18 protein-coding genes are annotated in these 17,249 nt (G+C 49.8%); 14 read left to right on the plus strand and 4 right to left on the minus strand.

Going from position 1 to position 17,249, the window contains the following annotated elements; all coding sequences use genetic code 11:
* Positions 1-301 precede the first annotated feature (301 nt).
* Together AQR02_RS10060 and AQR02_RS10065 are read left to right on the plus strand one after the other, a co-directional pair.
* Positions 302-1,462, plus strand: a complete 1,161-nt coding sequence (locus AQR02_RS10060; protein WP_054940444.1) for a Gfo/Idh/MocA family protein — start codon at positions 302-304, stop codon at positions 1,460-1,462.
* 67 nt (positions 1,463-1,529) lie between these two features.
* Complete coding sequence (locus tag AQR02_RS10065; RefSeq protein WP_209444140.1) at positions 1,530-2,279, plus strand: hypothetical protein; 750 nt, start codon at positions 1,530-1,532, stop codon at positions 2,277-2,279.
* 59 nt (positions 2,280-2,338) lie between these two features.
* On the opposite strand, the gene AQR02_RS10070 is transcribed toward AQR02_RS10065, so the two are convergent.
* Positions 2,339-3,226, minus strand: a complete 888-nt coding sequence (locus AQR02_RS10070; protein ID WP_054942061.1) for a helix-turn-helix domain-containing protein — start codon at positions 3,224-3,226, stop codon at positions 2,339-2,341.
* Between the two features lie 124 nt (positions 3,227-3,350).
* Between AQR02_RS10070 and AQR02_RS10075 the strand changes: the two genes are divergently transcribed.
* Positions 3,351-4,238 (plus strand): sugar phosphate isomerase/epimerase family protein, encoded by an 888-nt coding sequence (locus tag AQR02_RS10075; protein ID WP_054940446.1) that lies wholly within the window; start codon positions 3,351-3,353, stop codon positions 4,236-4,238.
* A gap of 22 nt (positions 4,239-4,260) precedes the next feature.
* Positions 4,261-5,334: a Gfo/Idh/MocA family protein gene (locus AQR02_RS10080; RefSeq protein ID WP_054940447.1), complete on the plus strand. Its 1,074-nt coding sequence runs from the start codon at positions 4,261-4,263 to the stop codon at positions 5,332-5,334.
* Positions 5,335-5,441: 107 nt separating this feature from the next.
* Here the strand turns inward: AQR02_RS10080 and AQR02_RS10085 are convergent, their stop codons facing one another.
* Positions 5,442-5,648, minus strand: a complete 207-nt coding sequence (locus AQR02_RS10085; RefSeq protein WP_054940448.1) for a DUF1657 domain-containing protein — start codon at positions 5,646-5,648, stop codon at positions 5,442-5,444.
* A 212-nt stretch (positions 5,649-5,860) separates the two neighbouring features.
* Here AQR02_RS10085 and AQR02_RS10090 point away from each other — a divergent pair, with 212 nt between their 5' ends.
* From AQR02_RS10090 to AQR02_RS10130, 9 genes are all read left to right on the plus strand, one after another.
* The gene (locus AQR02_RS10090; protein ID WP_054940449.1) at positions 5,861-6,721 is read left to right on the plus strand and encodes a DUF421 domain-containing protein; all 861 of its coding nucleotides are present in this window, start codon (positions 5,861-5,863) and stop codon (positions 6,719-6,721) included.
* Between the two features lie 216 nt (positions 6,722-6,937).
* Positions 6,938-8,386, plus strand: a complete 1,449-nt coding sequence (locus AQR02_RS10095) for a spore germination protein (protein ID WP_054940450.1) — start codon at positions 6,938-6,940, stop codon at positions 8,384-8,386.
* Positions 8,383-9,540, plus strand: coding sequence for a Ger(x)C family spore germination protein (locus tag AQR02_RS10100; protein ID WP_054940451.1), 1,158 nt, complete (start codon positions 8,383-8,385; stop codon positions 9,538-9,540). The genes AQR02_RS10095 and AQR02_RS10100 overlap by 4 nt, the downstream gene beginning before the upstream one ends.
* Before the next feature lie 22 nt (positions 9,541-9,562).
* The gene (locus AQR02_RS10105) at positions 9,563-10,654 is read left to right on the plus strand and encodes a GerAB/ArcD/ProY family transporter (RefSeq protein ID WP_054940452.1); all 1,092 of its coding nucleotides are present in this window, start codon (positions 9,563-9,565) and stop codon (positions 10,652-10,654) included.
* A gap of 93 nt (positions 10,655-10,747) precedes the next feature.
* Positions 10,748-11,725, plus strand: coding sequence for an AAA family ATPase (locus tag AQR02_RS10110; RefSeq protein ID WP_054940453.1), 978 nt, complete (start codon positions 10,748-10,750; stop codon positions 11,723-11,725).
* Between the two features lie 3 nt (positions 11,726-11,728).
* Positions 11,729-12,817, plus strand: a complete 1,089-nt coding sequence (locus AQR02_RS10115) for a DUF58 domain-containing protein (RefSeq protein ID WP_054940454.1) — start codon at positions 11,729-11,731, stop codon at positions 12,815-12,817.
* Positions 12,814-14,142, plus strand: a complete 1,329-nt coding sequence (locus AQR02_RS10120) for a hypothetical protein (protein WP_054940455.1) — start codon at positions 12,814-12,816, stop codon at positions 14,140-14,142. The genes AQR02_RS10115 and AQR02_RS10120 overlap by 4 nt, the downstream gene beginning before the upstream one ends.
* 30 nt (positions 14,143-14,172) lie before the next feature.
* Positions 14,173-14,580, plus strand: a complete 408-nt coding sequence (locus AQR02_RS10125) for a MerR family transcriptional regulator (RefSeq protein WP_054940456.1) — start codon at positions 14,173-14,175, stop codon at positions 14,578-14,580.
* 94 nt (positions 14,581-14,674) lie between these two features.
* The gene (locus AQR02_RS10130) at positions 14,675-15,610 is read left to right on the plus strand and encodes an alpha/beta hydrolase (protein ID WP_054940457.1); all 936 of its coding nucleotides are present in this window, start codon (positions 14,675-14,677) and stop codon (positions 15,608-15,610) included.
* Here the strand turns inward: AQR02_RS10130 and AQR02_RS10135 are convergent.
* Both AQR02_RS10135 and AQR02_RS10140 read right to left on the minus strand, forming a co-directional pair.
* The gene (locus AQR02_RS10135; RefSeq protein ID WP_054940458.1) at positions 15,567-15,893 is read right to left on the minus strand and encodes an AzlD domain-containing protein; all 327 of its coding nucleotides are present in this window, start codon (positions 15,891-15,893) and stop codon (positions 15,567-15,569) included. The genes AQR02_RS10130 and AQR02_RS10135 overlap by 44 nt on opposite strands.
* Positions 15,884-16,618, minus strand: a complete 735-nt coding sequence (locus tag AQR02_RS10140; RefSeq protein WP_054940459.1) for an AzlC family ABC transporter permease — start codon at positions 16,616-16,618, stop codon at positions 15,884-15,886. Before AQR02_RS10140 ends, AQR02_RS10135 begins: the two co-directional genes overlap by 10 nt.
* Before the next feature lie 167 nt (positions 16,619-16,785).
* Here AQR02_RS10140 and AQR02_RS10145 point away from each other — a divergent pair, with 167 nt between their 5' ends.
* A complete protein-coding gene (locus AQR02_RS10145) occupies positions 16,786-17,244 on the plus strand; it encodes a GNAT family N-acetyltransferase (RefSeq protein ID WP_082451770.1) in 459 nt (152 codons plus the stop codon).
* The last annotated feature ends 5 nt before the right edge of the window (positions 17,245-17,249 follow it).

Here is a 17,249-nt window from a genome sequence, read left to right on the forward strand (position 1 = left end):
GCATTCTTCCGGAAATGGTCATCACCCGCCAGAACCACAACGTAGCCATGCTGGAGCTGGAAGAACGCAGCTTTCGTTCGCTGGGTATCGCTGTGAATTCGCTAAAATATGCTTCACCGGCTGCCCGGCGTTTTCTGGCGCATGTACAGGCCTGGCTGAAGGATTCTTCGGAATAAGACACGGCATTTTGAATGTACGGTTGACGGGTGCCAGTCCCCATGAGAAAATGTACGCGATATATTAAGCGTTTACAAATTAGCTGCAGGCAACTTAACTACAACTGATCTCAAGGAGGAGTAAGATGAAACAGCTTCGTATTGGAATGATCGGCTACAAATTTATGGGCAAGGCCCACAGCAATGCCTACCGCAGTCTGCCTATGTTCTTCCCGCAGGCTTTGAAGCCGGAAATGTCCGTTATCTGCGGCCGTAATGCTGAAGCGGTGGGAGCCGCAGCGGATCAGCTCGGCTGGGCAGAAAGTGTAACCAACTGGCAGAAGCTGGTCGCCCGTGATGATATCGATCTTATCGATATCAACGCTCCGAGCAATGCGCATAAGGAGATTGCCCTGGCGGCGGCCAAGGCCGGCAAGCATATTTTCTGTGAGAAGCCGCTGGCGCTGAATCTTGCAGATTCCCGTGAAATGCTGGATGCTGCCAATGCTGCAGGAATTAAGCATATGATCGGTTTCAATTACCGCTTCTCTCCTGCAGTAAGGCTGGCGAAGCGGCTGGTGGAGAGCGGCCGGCTGGGGAAAATTTATCATTTTCGTGCCTGGTTTCTCCAGGACTGGATTCTGGATCCGGAGTTTCCGCTCGTCTGGAGGCTGCAGAAGGAGGTTGCCGGGTCCGGCTCCCATGGGGACCTGGGAGCGCATTTAATTGATTTGGCCCATTTCCTGGTTGGAGAGGTGCAGGAAGTAATCGGCATGAGTGAGACGTTCATCAAAGAGCGTCCTCTTGCAGCAGAAATGACCGGACTCAGCGCCCGGGCGGGGAAAGACGCGCCAAGGGGCGCCGTTACGGTAGACGATGCTACTGTATTCTTGGCCCGTTTTGCGAACGGTGCACTCGGCAGCTTCGAAGCTACACGGTTCGCCGCCGGTCACCGTTCTACGAATTCCTTTGAAATCAACGGGAGTCTGGGCAGTGTGAAATTCGATTTCGAGCGGATGAATGAGCTGGAAGTGTATCTGACCTCTGACGCTGAGGATGTGCAGGGCTTCCGTCGTGTCCTGGCCACTGATCCTGCTCATGATTATGCTGAAGCCTGGTGGCCTCCGGGGCATACGATCGGCTTCGAGCATACATTTATCCATGAAATGCTGGAGCTGTCCACCGCCATCGCCGAAGGGCGCCAGCCGGAACCGAATTTTGGCGACGGTGTGAAATGCCAAGCGGTGCTGGAAGCGGTAGAACGCTCAATCGCAGAGCGGCGATGGGTCGAAATATCGGAAATGTAACCTTGCTGCAACATTTACCCCGATTTTACCGTTTGAGAGGGTAGAAATTGCAGGGGAGTGGCTGATGATGTTCAGGATCAACGTTGCTTATATTTGGATCGCGGCGGTAATTTTGCTGCTTGGCGGTTGTACGGCAGCACAGGATTCAGGAGATGGGCCCGAAGCAGCCCTGATCTTGGCTAACCCGAATGATGTCCGTCATTTTTTAGCTGATGAAGCTATCGCTAATGGAGATATTTATCTGGAGGATAATAAAGTCCATATCAATGTAGTCGGGCTAGGCAGAGAGGTGACAGAACGTTTTGCCGGAAAGTTCACCCCAACCAGCTATGTTCTTCATAATGTAACCTACACTGCAGGTGAGCTGGACTCGGCATATACTCTGCTGTCCGATCGGGAACTGTTCAACCAGCTAAATTTGTACGGTTCGTGGATTGATGTTAAGCAGAATAAGATTGGGATTTCTGTACCGGATGATTATTTAGCCTCTGCCCGAAAAGTACTGGAACAGCAAATAGATCCCGGTATGCTATCTTATGAGGTTCGTGAGCTCAGGGAGCCGCATGTGACCGGAACCATTGTTCAGCTTGAAGCAGATCCGGTGAAGCGGATTCTGATCCTGGAGCCGGGCAAAGAGGACCCGACATACTGGTTCACTATAAATAAGCGCTCGGAGCTGTATGACCCTCAGGGACAAAAGGCCGGGTGGACGGATCTGAAGCCCGGGCAGCAGGTCCACCTTTGGAGTACCGGTATGGTTGAGGACTCCCTGCCTGCACAGGCGACGCTGCGGCGGCTTGAGCTGATAACGAAATAGTGTCATTTACGCTGAAGAGCACCGTTCACATGCCGTGAAGGGTGCTCTTTTGCTGGAATTTAACGCCTGGCTCCGGATGGAGTAAGCCCTTTATATTGTTTGTAGAGCTTCGTGAAATAATTGGGATTGTCACAGCCCACCTTACCGGCAATTTCGGTCACCGAATAATCCGTCTCCAGCAGCAGCCGCTCAGCTTCATTAACCCGGCACAAGTTCACATAGTCGATAAAAGTGCGGCCGGTCAGTTTTTTGAATGTTTTACAGAAATGGTAGGGATTAAGATTCACAAACTTGGCAGCAAACTCAATGCTGATTTTCTCGTCGATATGGCTTTCCAGATATTCCAGCAGCGGTTTGAAGCGCTCCCTGCTCTGGGAATACCGTTCGTTCTGATGCCTGTCACTCATCTGCTGCGGCGGGAAGGCGCGGGCCAGCAGAGTGAAGAATAAATGCAGCTGATTCTTAACGACAAGCTGAAAAGCCGGGCCCTGCTGTATCACTTCTGAAATAATGGATTCCAGCAGATGGAAATACGCAGAACAAGCGGAGTGGTGATCGGCCGGTTTTACCGGGAACTGATACCGGTTATTTAAATAAGGAGCCACAAACTGCTCATGCTGCGAGTCCTGATTCCGGTCTTTAAACAGGGAGGCATGGAATACGATAGAGACGTAAGCGATATCTCCTTGTGTCAGGCTATATCCGACGTGCAGCCCACCGGAAGGTACGAGTATTACGTCTCCCGGTGCCGCGTAATAGGGCTTGCTGTCCACATGAAAGATAGCGCTTCCCTGTTGCATTACTATAATCTCGAAATGCTCGTGCCAGTGCATGAACAGGATATTCTGTTCTGCTTGGGCATCTTTGCATTCATTGAAAAAAAGCCGGAAGGGGTAAGTTTTCTCTTCAAGCTCGGGGTATTCCATAAGCTCCTTCGGATAGGTCACTGTATCATCCACTCCCACAAGATTCTGCTAAAATTGCACAAGATAAGAAGAGTTTTCAATTAAGATCAGCTTTATACTTGGATTATTAAATTTAATATAAACCAATATTGGAGTGGTATACAAGATGGAAGAATATTTGAGAATCGGTACCCTGGTCGGCGGCGGAGATGCCGTAAGCGTCATTCCGCAAATCGTTAAACACGGCTTCGAATCCTTCAGCCTGACCTTCTGGCAGACTACGGGAGCTACCAATCTGGCGGAAACAGCTGCCCGTTTACGTGAACTGGCCGCTGAACATCATTTTGTGATCTCTGCAATTGGTGTATTCGGCAATCCGTTAACAGGTACCGGTGACAACGCCGACACCTTGGCCAGCTGGGAACGGCTGATTGATCACGCCCATCTGTTCGGGACTGATATCGTAAACGGTTTCACGGGACGTCTGACCGACTGCTCTATTGATGAGTCCATACCTAAGTTCGCGGAAGTATTCGGAGAGCTATCCAGAAGAGCTGGTGATAAAGGGGTCAAAATCGCCTTTGAAAACTGCTCCATGGGCGGGAACTGGCAGACCGGGGATTGGAATATCGCACACAATCCAGCCGCCTGGGAAAAGATGTTCAATGCTGTCCCTGCGGATAATCTGGGGCTGGAGTGGGAACCGTGCCACCAGATGGTTGCGCTCATTGATCCGATTCCGCAGCTGCGGAAATGGACGGACAAAATATTTCATGTTCATGGCAAAGATGCCACGATTGCCTGGGATATCGTCAAGGAGTACGGCATCCATGGTCCAAAAGAGTATGTATGGCATCGTACGCCAGGTTTTGGAGACACCAACTGGACTGATGTTATCAGCATTCTGCGTCAAGCCGGATACAAAGGCACAATCGACATTGAAGGCTGGCACGATCCGGTCTACCGTGATGAGCTTGAAATGACCGGCCAGGTCCATGCACTGAACTATTTAAAAACCTGCCGGGGCGGAAGCTTTGTGCCCAATCCGCGCTAAACCAGATGGGGGAGGACGAATGATGACAGCAGAGTACCGCATAGCCCTAGCCGGCTGCGGAGGAATGGCGAATGAGTGGCTTGGCTATGTCTTGAAGCGGCGGGATGCCGAGATTGTTGCACTGGTTGATATCCGCCTGGAATCGGCTGAAAATATGGCGCTTAAGCACGGGCTTACTGTTCCGGTCTTTACCGATATCAAACAAGCTATAGAACAGACCGGTGCGAATCTGGTATTTGACGTGACAGTTCCATCAAGCCACTTCAACATTGCCCGCACGTCACTTGAGCTGGGCTGCAATGTGTTCAGTGAGAAGCCGCTGGCTGAAACACAGGAGCAGTGTAATGAGATAGTTGCAATCACCGAACGTACCGGCCGCTCCCATGCCGTAATGCAGAACCGCAGGTATGATCCGCGTATCCGCTCCCTTCGGGAACAGATTGAATCCGGGACGATCGGCAGGGTAGGCTATGTCGGAGCGAGCTTTTTCCTGGCACCGCATTTCGGAGGATTCCGCGATGCGATGGACAGTCCGCTGCTCCTGGATATGGCGATTCATACCTTCGACCAGGCCCGGTTCATCAGCGGGGCAGATCCGGTTACTGTGTACTGCCAGGAATTTAATCCACCGGGGTCGTGGTATGCCGGCAATGCAGCAGCTGTGTGCATTTTTGAAATGTCAGACGGTTCGGTATTCAGTTATCAGGGCTCATGGTGTGCAGAAGGTGCGCCTACCTCGTGGGAGGCTTCGTGGCGGGTTCAGGGTGAAAAGGGAGCCATCATCTGGGATGGACTAGGTATGCCATATGCCGAAGTCGTGGACACAAGTGATGCCGCAGGCAAGTTCATCCATGATTATGTACGGGTGGAAGGAGGAGCAGCTGACATGGAGGAGACGTTCCATCATGGCTGCCTCCAGGAAATGTTCCTGTCTCTTAGCGAGCAGCGCTCTGCCGAAACGGATTGCCGGGATAATATTTACAGTATGGCAATGGTGTTCGGAGCTTTGGAAAGTGCCCGGACCGGCCGCAAGCTGGAAATTGCCGAAATGATGAACCGATCCAGACAACCGTTGAAGCAGGAGACTCCGCTTTAAAGCTCCCGAGAGAAAGAGAAGCTCAATGCATTCTTTCGAACCTGAAAAAGCATCCCTAATCCGTCAGAATCTGCGGATCGGGGATGCTTTTTTACCTATACTACATACTAGAAACCTTTATATTGCGGTTCCTCTTGTTCAAGCTGTGTAACGCGGCCTTCGACCTGCTGAACAATCTGCTGTGTCTGCTCAGCAGCGTTAGTAAACAGCGTTTTGGCTTCTTCATTTTGGGTTTCCATGGCGAACTGCTCCAGACTTGCTTGGGCGCTTTTTAAAGAAGACAGGCATGTCTTTACTTGCGAGGCAACAGTCATCTCTTATATCCTCCTAATCGCTTGAGTAAAATAATCATTTTCTATTATCTGACTACTTGCTTGCAGTCATTCAAGTAACAATTACCAGTCAAGTTATAGGTTTCTTAAGCAGCGTGGTGCAAGAAATTATTTCTAGTCTAAGCCCGCCTTTTTTGACAAATAATGTTGGTACGAATGTCGCAATGCATTACAAACCAGATGGAGGGTTCAAAATGACGGAATGGCTTGAGGTGATCATAAGAACATTATTTGCTGTAGTCGTGTTATTCTTTTTGACAAAACTGCTCGGTAAAAGACAGGTTTCGCAGCTATCTTTTTTTGAGTATATAACAGGTATTACTGTGGGGAGTATCGCGGCTTACATATCACTGGATACCGATAAAACTTGGCACTTGGGCCTGATTGCGCTGGCTGTCTGGGTGGCATGTTCATATGGTATCGAGCTTCTTCAGATCAAGAGTAAGAAAGCCCGGGATTTCATTGACTTCAAATCGACGGTGCTGATCAAGGACGGAAAGATTTTTGAAGAGAATATGAAAAAGGAAAAGCTGTCGACGGATGAACTGCTGGAGGAGCTGCGGAAGAAGGACGTCTTCAAAGTAGCAGATGTCGAATTTGCCATTATGGAGTCGGATGGTGCGATTAATGTGCTGCTTACCCGCGAGAATCAGCCGCTGACTCCGAAGCATCTGGGGATCAAGGTAGCACCGGAGCAGGTGACGCAGGCGGTTATCATGGATGGGAAAATCCTGGACGAGCCGCTCGATACCTTGAATCTGTCCCGCAGATGGCTGAATGATGAGCTTGAAAAGCAGGGGCTTACCGTAGAGAATATCTTTCTCGGTCAGGTTGATTCTTACGGGGAGCTGACGGTAGATTTATACGCCGATAGTGTGCAGCTTCAGCCGCCGCAGGATAAACCGCAGCTCTATGCATTATTAAAAAAATGTGAAGCTGATCTTGAATTGTTCAGTCTATCCACCAAAAATCAGGATGCCAAGCAGTTGTACGAGGATTGTTCGGGTAAGCTGCAGAAGCTGCTGCAATCCTTAAAGCCTTTTATCCAGAATTGACGGAAGTACAAGCAGGCCAACAAAAGCCGAATGGTTTTTGTTGGCTTGAGCGGGACTAACATTGGAGCTACGAATCAATAAAACAAAATAGATGAAGGGGACCGGCTGCAGAGTCGGTCCCCTTTGCTGTCAGTAAGCTGCGGTGCGGCGTATATTTCCAGGATGTCTTGGCAAACTAAGTAAGATTCTCCAGTATTCCTGAAGGAGGTAAGACGGATGACTAAGAGCATACTGGACGGTATACAGGAGCAGCTTGCCGGCTGCAGCGATGCGGTATACCAATCTATTAATGTTTATGGTCATTCCTGCATACTGATATATATTCCCTCTATTGTGGATACACTCAGTCTGCAGGAATTTGTCTCTACACCGCTGAAATCGGAGGCGAATTCGGAGCCGGATTGGCCTCGTTTTCTGGAGCGTCTGGATCATGGCTCTGCCTTTGCCATTCCCTATATTAAGGTATATGACTTGGACAGAGCGGTAGAGCTGGCAGTCAGCGGCAATGCGGTGCTCTATATCGAAGGACTACCTTATCTTTATTATTTTGAGATCACCCACTACCAGAAAAGAGCGGTATCAGAATCGCAGAATGAACTGGTTGTTATCGGGCCGCAGGAAGCTTTCATTGAAGATGTTGCCACGAATCTCTCACTATTGCGCCATAAAATCAAACATGCTGATTTGAAGACAAAACACTTCTCCATCGGAAAATATACGAAAACGGATGTATATCTGGTATACATTGAAGGACTGTACAAACCAGAAATTCTGACTGAAATCGAAGGCGTACTGCAAGGCCTCAGTGTAGACGGATCGCTAGGGGTCAGTTATCTGGCAGAACATATGAAGCAGGGTCATTTCTCACCGTTCCCCGTATTTCAATATACGGAGCGTCCCGACTCCGTCGCCGCTTCGCTAATGGAAGGCCGCGTGGGTATACTCCAGGACGGGACTCCGTCCGCATTGCTTACGCCAGTAACCTTTTTCTCGCTGCTGCAGTCTTCGGAGGACTATTATCAGAACTTTTATGCCGGCAGCTGGATCCGGCTGGTCCGGTTCTTTTTTTCACTGATCTCGATGCTGCTTCCGGCATTTTATGTGGCAATAACCACTTTTCATTCGCAGATTATTCCATCCGACCTTCTGCTTACGATCGCCTCTGCTAGGGAGAACATCCCTTTCTCCGCCTTGACAGAGGCACTTATTATGGAGCTTACCTTTGAAGCGCTTAGAGAAGCCGGTACCCGTATTCCCAAACCTGTAGGGCAGACGGTCTCCATCATTGGCGGGATTGTCATTGGACAGGCAGCAGTTCAGGCTGGTATTGTTTCTGCACCTATGGTCATCGTCGTCTCCATAACCGGTATAGCCTCGTATATCATTCCCCATTTGGAGCTGGGTTTGACCTTCCGGCTGCTGCGCTTTGTCCTGCTTGTGCTTGGAGGCACAATGGGTCTGCTTGGAGTTATAGTCGCCGTTTTCGTTATTTATGGGCATTTGGCGCATCTCCGGTCCTTTGGCACCCCTTACCTGCAGCCTGTTGCGCCGCTTATATTTGAGGATTGGAAAGATACTTTACTGCGTGTACCGAACCCGTTCATGACCAAGCGGAGCACCTCGTTTACCGATCAAAAGAATGACAGGAGGCAGAAAAAGCAATGAAACCGCTCAAGCTTGGGGTTGTTCTCCTGCTGCTCCTCAATCTGACCGGCTGCTGGTCCAAGATCGAATTGGATAAATTAACGTTTATTTTCGGCATGTATATTGATGCCGGGAAGGAACCCGGAACTGTGGAGGTTTCCATCGATGCTCCGCTGCCCAATCGTCTGATGTCCAGCACACCAGCGGGAAACCCGCAGGGGAAAAGTTACTCTCTGGTAACAAAAACCGCTTCAACCATTACAGATGCCATCATCCTGATTCAGAAAGACCTATCCAGACGGCTGGAGATTTCACATATTAAAGTGATAGTTATCGGAAAGGAATATGCTGCACGTGGAATTTATGAGTTGTTGGAATGGACTAAACGGCAGCCTGAATTCCCAATAGGAACTTATATCATGGCCGCTCCCGGCAAAGCGAAGGAAATAGCCGGATTATCTGCGATCTTTGAACAATTGCCTGATCAGGTATTGAGGAATTTCTCTGAGCTTAATCTGACCTATGCCACAACCATCAGGAATTGTCTGCAGGCCGAGGCAAACAACATGGGTTATGCGATGAATTATCTGTCCTTTGGAGAGAATCCGGACGAGATGGAGCAGGGGAAACCGGTACAATGGGCAGGAGTACAGGGCGTCATGTTGTTCAATAAAATGAAAATGAAGGAGACACTGATCGGAGCGGACAGCAGGGCGCTAGCGTGGGCAGCCGGTGATTTGTCCGGTCATTTAGCGCTGCCTTTGTATACGGTAAAGTGGGAGGAAGACAGTAAGGGGAAGGCCAGTGCGCTTTTCTATTACAATACGGTGTCAAAGTCTGTAAAGATGACAACTGAAGGTCCTGTGTTTTATATCAAATTGAAGGGTAAAGCGAGCATCACATTATTTAGGGATAATGGCGCCGACAATGCGATTGATCACAGTGGAACTATTGAACGAAACCTGGAGGAAAGGGTCACAGCCGATGTTAGCAGGGCCATTCGTAAAACCCAGGAGGCAGGAGCGGATGTCCTGCAGCTTGGGATGCTGCTCGAATGGAAACATCCCAAAGAATGGCGAAAGCTAAAGGAAAGATGGGACGACTATTATGCCAAGGAAGCAGAGATTAGGGTAACTGCGGATTTTAGTATCGATAATTTTGGGGCAAGTAAATAGCGAAATGATGAAAGGAGACACTATGCGCACAACGAACTGGCAAATTTTCCGCTTCAGCCTGGTTTACTTCAACTCCCAAACATCGATCTTTATTATCCCTGCTATCGTTAGCAGCTCCGGTTATCAAGGCTGGATCTCGATTGTGCTGGGAAGTGTTATGTCCATGATCTTGTTAATCGTTACCATTCAGGTGGGGAAGCTAAGTGTAAACCGGGCCTGGGTTGATTTCGGCAAAGAGGTGATGGGCAAATGGATGCATGGTGCAATTGTATTTTTACTGCTCTGCTGGTGTGTGTACTATGCATCCATGGATATTGAGAATTTTGTTCTGTTCTTCGGGTCCAATTATATGAGGGGAACTCCGCAGCTTTTTATTCAGCTGGTACTGGGCGGGGTCATTATATTTACCGCTTCGAAGGGGCTCTCCACGCTGGTGTATATGTCGGACGGGATTTTTCTGCTGCTTATAGCGACTACTTTTTTTACATTTTATTTGTTTTTGCCAAACGCGGAGTTTGAGATGCTTCCGGCTTTCATCCACTATCATGAACCGGGTCTTATCTTTCACGATATGGTCACAGCGACTTCCTGGTTTGCCGAATGGATTGTGTTTTTGTTTATGGCTCCGGAATTGAAGATTAACAACAAGCTGCTTAAAAATCTTATAATCTCGGAATTAGTGCTTACCTTTTTCGTGCTGGTCGGGTGGGTGATGACGCTGCTTAACTTTGGCCCGCATTTAGGAAAAGCTCTGCAGTACCCCTATCTGGAGATGGTCCGCAGCTCTTCACATGATGATATATTAGGCAATCTGGATCCGCTCCTGATCGGTATCTGGTCTGCTTCGATGTTCATGCACAGCTCATTTTTGATTTATGTCGCGTATAAATGCGCCCTGTACCTCACGAAGCAAAAAGTAAAGAAATATATCATCCCGTTTCTGGTGTTCTGTTCGGTGTTCATTGCCTATCTCTATTCGCGCAGCATAACCCGGTATTACAGAGATTACGAATCCTTTTTGACAGTCATTCTCTGGTTATGTGTGGAGTGTATCCCGGTGTACTATTATATTGCAGCCTTTATCCGTTCCAAAATAACTAGGCCTGCTGGCTGAGGCTGCGACTTATTTATTATAAAATGGATGCGCTTTCTGGTATGATTAAGCTTTGGTACATACCTTATAAGCGATAGGATGGTGGTATTCTTCATGAATCTGCAAGAGGCCAACGGGCTGATAAGCGCGATCCGGATGAATCTCTCAAAAGTTATTGTCGGAAAAGAATCAGGGGTGGACCTGCTGTTGACAGCAATGCTAGCAAACGGCCATGTGCTGCTGGAGGACGTACCCGGTACCGGGAAAACACTGCTGGCTAAAACACTGGCCCGCTCACTTGACTGTGCATTTAAGCGTATACAGTTCACGCCGGACTTACTGCCCTCGGATTTAAGCGGGATCAATTACTATAACCAGAAGAGCGGAGAGTTCGAGTTCCGGCCGGGTCCGGTATTTGCCAGCATTCTGCTGGCGGATGAGATCAACCGGGCGACGCCGCGGACCCAGTCGAGCCTGCTGGAATGTATGGAGGAACGGCAAATTACGATCGACGGTGTGACCCATGAGCTGGAAGCACCGTTTCTAGTTATCGCCACACAGAATCCCGTGGACAGCCAAGGAACGTTCCCGCTGCCGGAAGCGCAGCTGGACCGTTTCTTGATGCGGATAACGACAGGTTATCCTTCCTTTGAAGAAGGAGTGCATATCCTGCAGCGGTTTCGCCAGAGCAACCCGCTGGAAGATACGGCTGCGGTTGCTACCGCCCAGCAGATTCAAGCTGCACAGCGCCTGACTGCGGCCGTGAATGTCAGTGATGACTTGCTGGCCTATATGATCCGGATTGTTGAAGCTACCCGGAAGGCGGCAGCCGTCAAGCTCGGGGCGAGCCCGCGGGCAGGCTTTGCGCTGCTGCGTGCTTCTCAAGGATATGCCTTAATTCAAGGCAGGGATTATGTTATTCCGGATGATATTAAGGCCGTTGCTGTACCGGTGCTTGCCCATCGCCTGCTATTACAGCGCGGTCCGGGCTCCAGAGAAGGCCAGGCTGCAGAGACAGTACTGCAGATTCTGCGCGAAGTGGAGGTTCCGGCCGAGCCGACTGCGGCGGTAAGAGGCGGAAGGGTGGAGTGAGCCATGTCCCTTCCCTGGTTTATTCTCAGTACACTTCTTCTGCTGCTTCTAGTATCCGTGATCTATCAGCGTTATGCACTTAAGAGGGTTAGCTACACCCGGTATTTCTCTGCTGCCGCCGCCTATGAGGGCGAGCAGATTGAGATGATTGAAGAGATTGTCAATCGCAAGTTGCTTCCGCTGCCATGGCTGCGCCTCGAATCCAGCTTTGCCCGGGGTCTGAAATTCGGCAGGCAGGAGAATCTGGGTGTCAGCAGCGGTGAAATTTATCAGAATCATATCAGTATGTTCTATATGCGTCCCTACCGCAAGATCAAACGCCGCCATGTGGTCCGCTGCGAACAGAGGGGCTTATTCCGGCTTGAATCCGTTACAATGACAAGCGGAGATCTCTTTGGAATGAGCCGGCATAGCAAGACATTTCCGCTGCAGCTGGAGCTCTTAGTCTACCCAGGAATAACAAATTTCTATGAGCTTCCGCTGCCGGTTCACAGCTGGCTGGGCGAGTTGCCGGTCAAGCGCTGGATTGTTGAAGATCCCTTCCTGATTGCTGGTACACGTGAGTATAGTCCCGGGGATTCTCTGGGAGCTATGAACTGGAAAGCTACAGCCCGGACCGGCATTATGCAGGTGCACCAAAAGGATCATACCGCCGATTCAAGGCTGATCCTCTGTCTGAATGTGGAGATTAGTGACTCCATGTGGCGGAATATAACAGATGCTGCGCGGATTGAACTGGGCATACGCTATACGGCTATGGTAGCTGATTATGCCATAGGTCATGGTCTTGAGACTGGTCTGCTGTGCAATGGCAGGCTTGAAGGCGGAGGCGAACGTAATCCGGTAACCTCCGGGCCGATGGGAAGCCTGGAAGAGGTGCTCGGCCTGCTGGCCCGACTGCAGCTGGACTGGACAATACCGATGTCCCGGCTGCTGGAGCATGAAGCGGAGAGTTGTCCCGAAGGCAACGATTATTTGATCATTACCTGCCACCGGGGGCAGGAGCTGCAGCAGGTTGCCGAGGAATTAAGGCTGCTTGGCAATGGTGTGGCCTGGCTGGACATTCCGGGAGAGGAGAGGGAGAGCGCATGAGTACTGATTCTGTGAAGCGGCTGCAAGTCTCATTAAAGTTATGGTCAGCCTGTTTTATTGTATGGCTGCTGTTTCTCCCGTTCTGGGTGCTGGCAGAAGTATATCTGACGTCGGAGCAGAAACTATTCCCATGGTTGTATATCCTTCCGTTTCTGTCATTAGCGGGTGTGCTGCTGCGTAATATATGCCGCCGTAGATGGAAGCAGCTACTGGCATCCTTACCGCTAGGTGCAGCCGCAGGATTATTAGGTGCCGGATGGAGTATTAATGCCCTGCCTCTGGTTGCCGTTAGCGTATTATTTGCTTATCTCGGAATGAACGCACCCTCCATGGATCAGCGGATGAGAGCTTATGTCGCCGGGCTTACAGTGTATTTTGCTGCGACAATTATTTTTGCAAGAGTTTCTGATCTTCAGCCGAGCCTGAAGCTGTTGACCTGGAGCGGCAGCCTGTGCCTTGTACTTGCGCTGTTTGATTCCAACATCAGCTTTTTGCGCTACAGCACTTTTTCAGCGGATAGTGAACGTTTGCCGTCAGATATGCGGCGGCATAACCGTGTATTCGTACTGCTATTTGTTGCAGTGGCGGCAGCGCTCGCCGCAGGCGCGGGCAAAGCAATTGGAACGCTGCTATGGAATGCAGTGCGTCAGATCATCGGCGGGCTGATCCGGCTGCTGTTCGGATCAGAGGAAGCGCCACCCCTGGAAACAGTTCCGCAGGCAGCGCTTCCGAAGCTTCCGAAGACTCAGGGACACGAGCCTGGTCTCCTGTCTATGATTATGGAAATCATCTTCTATGGTATTGGTGCAGCGGTAATGCTGCTTCTTCTGTATCTGGGCTTGCGCTGGCTATACAGAAATACGGGAGGCATATTCCGCAGAGCCATCGATGCGCTGCTGACAATGCTGCGTAGAGAGGCCCCGCAGGAGCATGCTGCTTTTCAGGATGAAGAGGAGAATATCTTCGCCTGGGAGAAGACAATCCAGGGCCTTCGGGAATACTGGCTGAACCGGCTAAAGCCGGGGGGCCGCAGGGACCGCTGGGAGACTATGAATAGCAGCCATGAGCGCATACGCTGGCTGTACCGTCATTGGCTAGGCGCTAAGCAAGCTGAGGGATATGAGGTTAAAGGCTTCCTGACACCGTCGGAGACCGGAGAAGACGTAGCGGAGTGGACGGAGAGCAGGAGGCAGCTGCGTAAGAGTTCCGGCGGAAGTGAGGTCTCCCCGGACGAACTGCTTCAATTATATAATCAGGCCAGGTACGGTAAGGATGAAGTTGCCGGCAAAGATTTGAATCAGCTGAAAAAGCAGCTGGAGCTATGAATTGTGCGGGTTGGAGAGAGGAGCAGAACGATGGGGGAATATTTGAGTGGTGAGATGGCCAAGGCGGCAAAGGTGAATATTGAGACACTGAGATATTATGAGAAGCACGGTCTCCTTCCCGCACCGCAGCGTTCAGAATCGGGGTACCGTCTGTATAACGAAGAGACCCTGCAGAGGCTTCTATTTATCCGGAATGCCAAACGATGCGGATTTACACTTAAGGAAATCAAGAAGGCATTGCTTAAATCTGCGGCCGGAAGCATCGGCATTGCTGAATTTGTGGCAGTCATTGAACTGAAAATGATTGCGATAGATGTAGAGATCGTGAAGCGTGAACAGACGAAGGCAATGCTCGGCCAGCTGAAAGGTGAACTTCAGGCGAAAGATAAACATCCGGGTGTCCGGGAGGTTCTGGGAATTCTTCAGATGGATTCGTAATCCTTGAATTTTTAGTTTGGCGGCATGCTTGACTCCGTACTTAACTACAGGGTTTAAGATGCAGGTATCAAACCTTGCAGGAGGAGATACACGTATGCCAACCCCAATCCATCAGCTTGAAGCAATCAAAACTTTTCTGCGTCAGACCTGCAGTCCTTTCGGTAAGTCGGCAGAGCAAATCCGCAGTGAAATGGCGGAAGCGGCAAGACAGCTTCCAAGATGTCCGGATATAAAGGCGGAACCTGTTAATATCGGGGAATTATATGGCGAGTGGGTCAGTATAGAAGGTATAACGGATGTTGCTGCAGAGAGTGCATTCCTCTACTTCCATGGAGGAGGGTTTATTGCAGGCACTTGCGAAATGTACCGCGATCTTGCCGCCCGGCTATCGGCAGCATGCGGTATTAAAGTCTTGACCGTTGAATACCGGCTTGCACCGGAGCACCGGTATCCTGCTGCTAACGAAGATTGCCTGTCCGCCTACTATTGGCTGCTTGCAGAGGGTTTTTCACCAGAGAATATTATTCTTGGCGGGGATTCGGTTGGCGCTACCCTTGCGCTGATGACACTGGTTTCACTTAGAGATGCAGGGGAAGCAATGCCTGCCGCAGCTGTTCTGCTCTCTCCGCACAGCGATCTTATCCATTTAGACGGAGATTCCTATACCAGCAGGGCCATGACGGACCCTACGGGAAGCCTTCAAGGGAATCAGATGATTCTGGAGGATTACTTAGGCGGGTATGATGGAGATTTACCGGCACTGCTCTCCCCGCTGCGTCTTAATCTGGAGGGTCTGCCTCCGTTGCTGATTCAGGCGGGGGATCAGGAGGTCCTGCTGAGCGATGCTGAACGCCTGGCCGTACAAGTCCGGGCTGCAGGGTCTGAAGTGAAGCTGGAAATATGGGAGCAGATGTGGAGTGTCTTTCAATTCATGGCCGGCCTTCTGGTTGAGGGTGAGCAGGCCATTGCCAGTATCGGAGAATTTGTCAGAACAGTAAGCGCAGCAGCATCAAAGACAGCACGCCGGTAATTACCGTGCCCAGCAGGCTGCGAGTTTTAACCGCAACCCAGAAGGTAGGCAGCGCAGCGATCAGCTCCACATTCGTAGACAATGCGGCAAACCGCCCTTCGTCGATGAACAGCTCTTGTGCAACCAGGGCAGACATGACGGCAATGGGCATATAATTTAACCAGCGCATCCCCCATTCGGGAATAGTGATCCGGCTAAGGAGCATGAGCGGGAGCACCCGCGGAATGAAGGTGACCAGCGCGGCACCGAGAATAATCAGGAATATATCCGGTCTTATTTCCATTTCTCTATCACAGCTCCAATCGTCGGGGCTATAACGGCTGCGGCAATGACACCGATGCTGGGTGACCACAATATAGATACACCGACAGCAATGATCATGGCTATAAGGCCTGTAGCAATATCGAGTGCGTATTTGCTTCTACTGATGAGGGTAAGCACCAGCAGGCCGATGAACATGGCCGGCAGGGCGAAATCCAGTCCCCATTCTTCCGGACTTGAGATCCATTGCCCGAGAACTGCGCCTGCGATGTTGGCAAACAACCAATTCAAGTAGGCCGTGATATTAAGGCCGTGCATCCATTTCTCACTGATTGCTTTTTTGGCGGCACTCTTCTGGATGGCGACACCAAATGTCTCATCTGTAAGCAACGTACCAATCAGCAGATTTCTAAGCGGTGTTAGATGACGGAAGTAGGGCGATATGGCTGCACTAAGCAGCAGGTGCCGGAGATTAACGAGCAGGATCGTAATGATGATACTGGTGGCTGTACTTCCTGCGGCGATCATTCCTGCTGCTATAAACTGTGCAGAACCGGCATACAAAATAATCGATATTAATGCTATTTCAGCCAGTGACAGGCCTGCAGTTTTTTCGACAACCCCGGCAGCAAATCCGATACTTAAGTAGCCTAATAGTGTCGGAATGCAATCTTTAACCCCTTGCCAAAAGCTGTCTTCGCTGACCCGGGCTGCAGAGAAATCAGCCTGTACGGATTCTGTCTTCATGAATCGGACTCCTTTCAGTCTGTCTTTGTTCACCGCGCTGCAGTGTATACAGATTATCTTAATATCTAACAAATTAAGGCGGTTGGCAAGGGGAATCTTCATACGAGTGTCAGACAATGATTGGAATAACTCGATACAAAAGATCGATCACGAGGAGGAATGAATTTTTGCAAGTCACAACAGAACGTTTAATCATCACTGCTTTTAGTCAAGAAAATTACAAGAAGGTATCTGAAACGTATTCTATTGGAAAGCATATCGTCAATTATTTAGATAACCTTAAGGAAGATACTGAATTGTTGGGCTGGGGAGTGTGGTTTGTATATTTAAATGAAAATAACCAAGTTATTGGCGACATTGGATTTAAGGGAAAACCGGATAGTCAAGGAACTGTAGAAGTGGGGTTTGGAATTATTCCGGAAATGCATAACAAGGGGATAGCTACAGAGTCAGTTGGAGCAATAATTGAATGGGCATTATCTTCAAGAAAAGTAAAAAAAATTGTGGCAGAATGTCTTATAGATAACCTTCCTTCTATTAAAGTTCTGGAGAAATTAAAGATGACGAGAACTGGAATAAAGAATGGAATGATTAACTGGGAAATATTAAATGATCACCATTGCTAACCGGG

Origin of the sequence: Paenibacillus ihuae (assembly GCF_001368795.1) — a bacterium.
In the GTDB taxonomy this organism is placed as follows: Bacteria; Bacillota; Bacilli; order Paenibacillales; family Paenibacillaceae; genus Paenibacillus_AQ; species Paenibacillus_AQ ihuae.

Coding starts and splice junctions, on each gene's coding strand:
- AQR02_RS10105 (WP_054940452.1), top strand. CDS start 9,563: ATGCGCACAACGAACTGGCAAATTTTCCGCTTCAGCCTGGTTTACTTC.
- AQR02_RS10135 (WP_054940458.1), bottom strand. CDS start 15,893: ATGGAAATAAGACCGGATATATTCCTGATTATTCTCGGTGCCGCGCTG.
- AQR02_RS10125 (WP_054940456.1), top strand. CDS start 14,173: ATGGGGGAATATTTGAGTGGTGAGATGGCCAAGGCGGCAAAGGTGAAT.
- AQR02_RS10100 (WP_054940451.1), top strand. CDS start 8,383: ATGAAACCGCTCAAGCTTGGGGTTGTTCTCCTGCTGCTCCTCAATCTG.
- AQR02_RS10110 (WP_054940453.1), top strand. CDS start 10,748: ATGAATCTGCAAGAGGCCAACGGGCTGATAAGCGCGATCCGGATGAAT.
- AQR02_RS10075 (WP_054940446.1), top strand. CDS start 3,351: ATGGAAGAATATTTGAGAATCGGTACCCTGGTCGGCGGCGGAGATGCC.
- AQR02_RS10085 (WP_054940448.1), bottom strand. CDS start 5,648: ATGACTGTTGCCTCGCAAGTAAAGACATGCCTGTCTTCTTTAAAAAGC.
- AQR02_RS10090 (WP_054940449.1), top strand. CDS start 5,861: ATGACGGAATGGCTTGAGGTGATCATAAGAACATTATTTGCTGTAGTC.
- AQR02_RS10080 (WP_054940447.1), top strand. CDS start 4,261: ATGACAGCAGAGTACCGCATAGCCCTAGCCGGCTGCGGAGGAATGGCG.
- AQR02_RS10095 (WP_054940450.1), top strand. CDS start 6,938: ATGACTAAGAGCATACTGGACGGTATACAGGAGCAGCTTGCCGGCTGC.
- AQR02_RS10115 (WP_054940454.1), top strand. CDS start 11,729: ATGTCCCTTCCCTGGTTTATTCTCAGTACACTTCTTCTGCTGCTTCTA.
- AQR02_RS10065 (WP_209444140.1), top strand. CDS start 1,530: ATGTTCAGGATCAACGTTGCTTATATTTGGATCGCGGCGGTAATTTTG.
- AQR02_RS10120 (WP_054940455.1), top strand. CDS start 12,814: ATGAGTACTGATTCTGTGAAGCGGCTGCAAGTCTCATTAAAGTTATGG.
- AQR02_RS10140 (WP_054940459.1), bottom strand. CDS start 16,618: ATGAAGACAGAATCCGTACAGGCTGATTTCTCTGCAGCCCGGGTCAGC.
- AQR02_RS10060 (WP_054940444.1), top strand. CDS start 302: ATGAAACAGCTTCGTATTGGAATGATCGGCTACAAATTTATGGGCAAG.
- AQR02_RS10130 (WP_054940457.1), top strand. CDS start 14,675: ATGCCAACCCCAATCCATCAGCTTGAAGCAATCAAAACTTTTCTGCGT.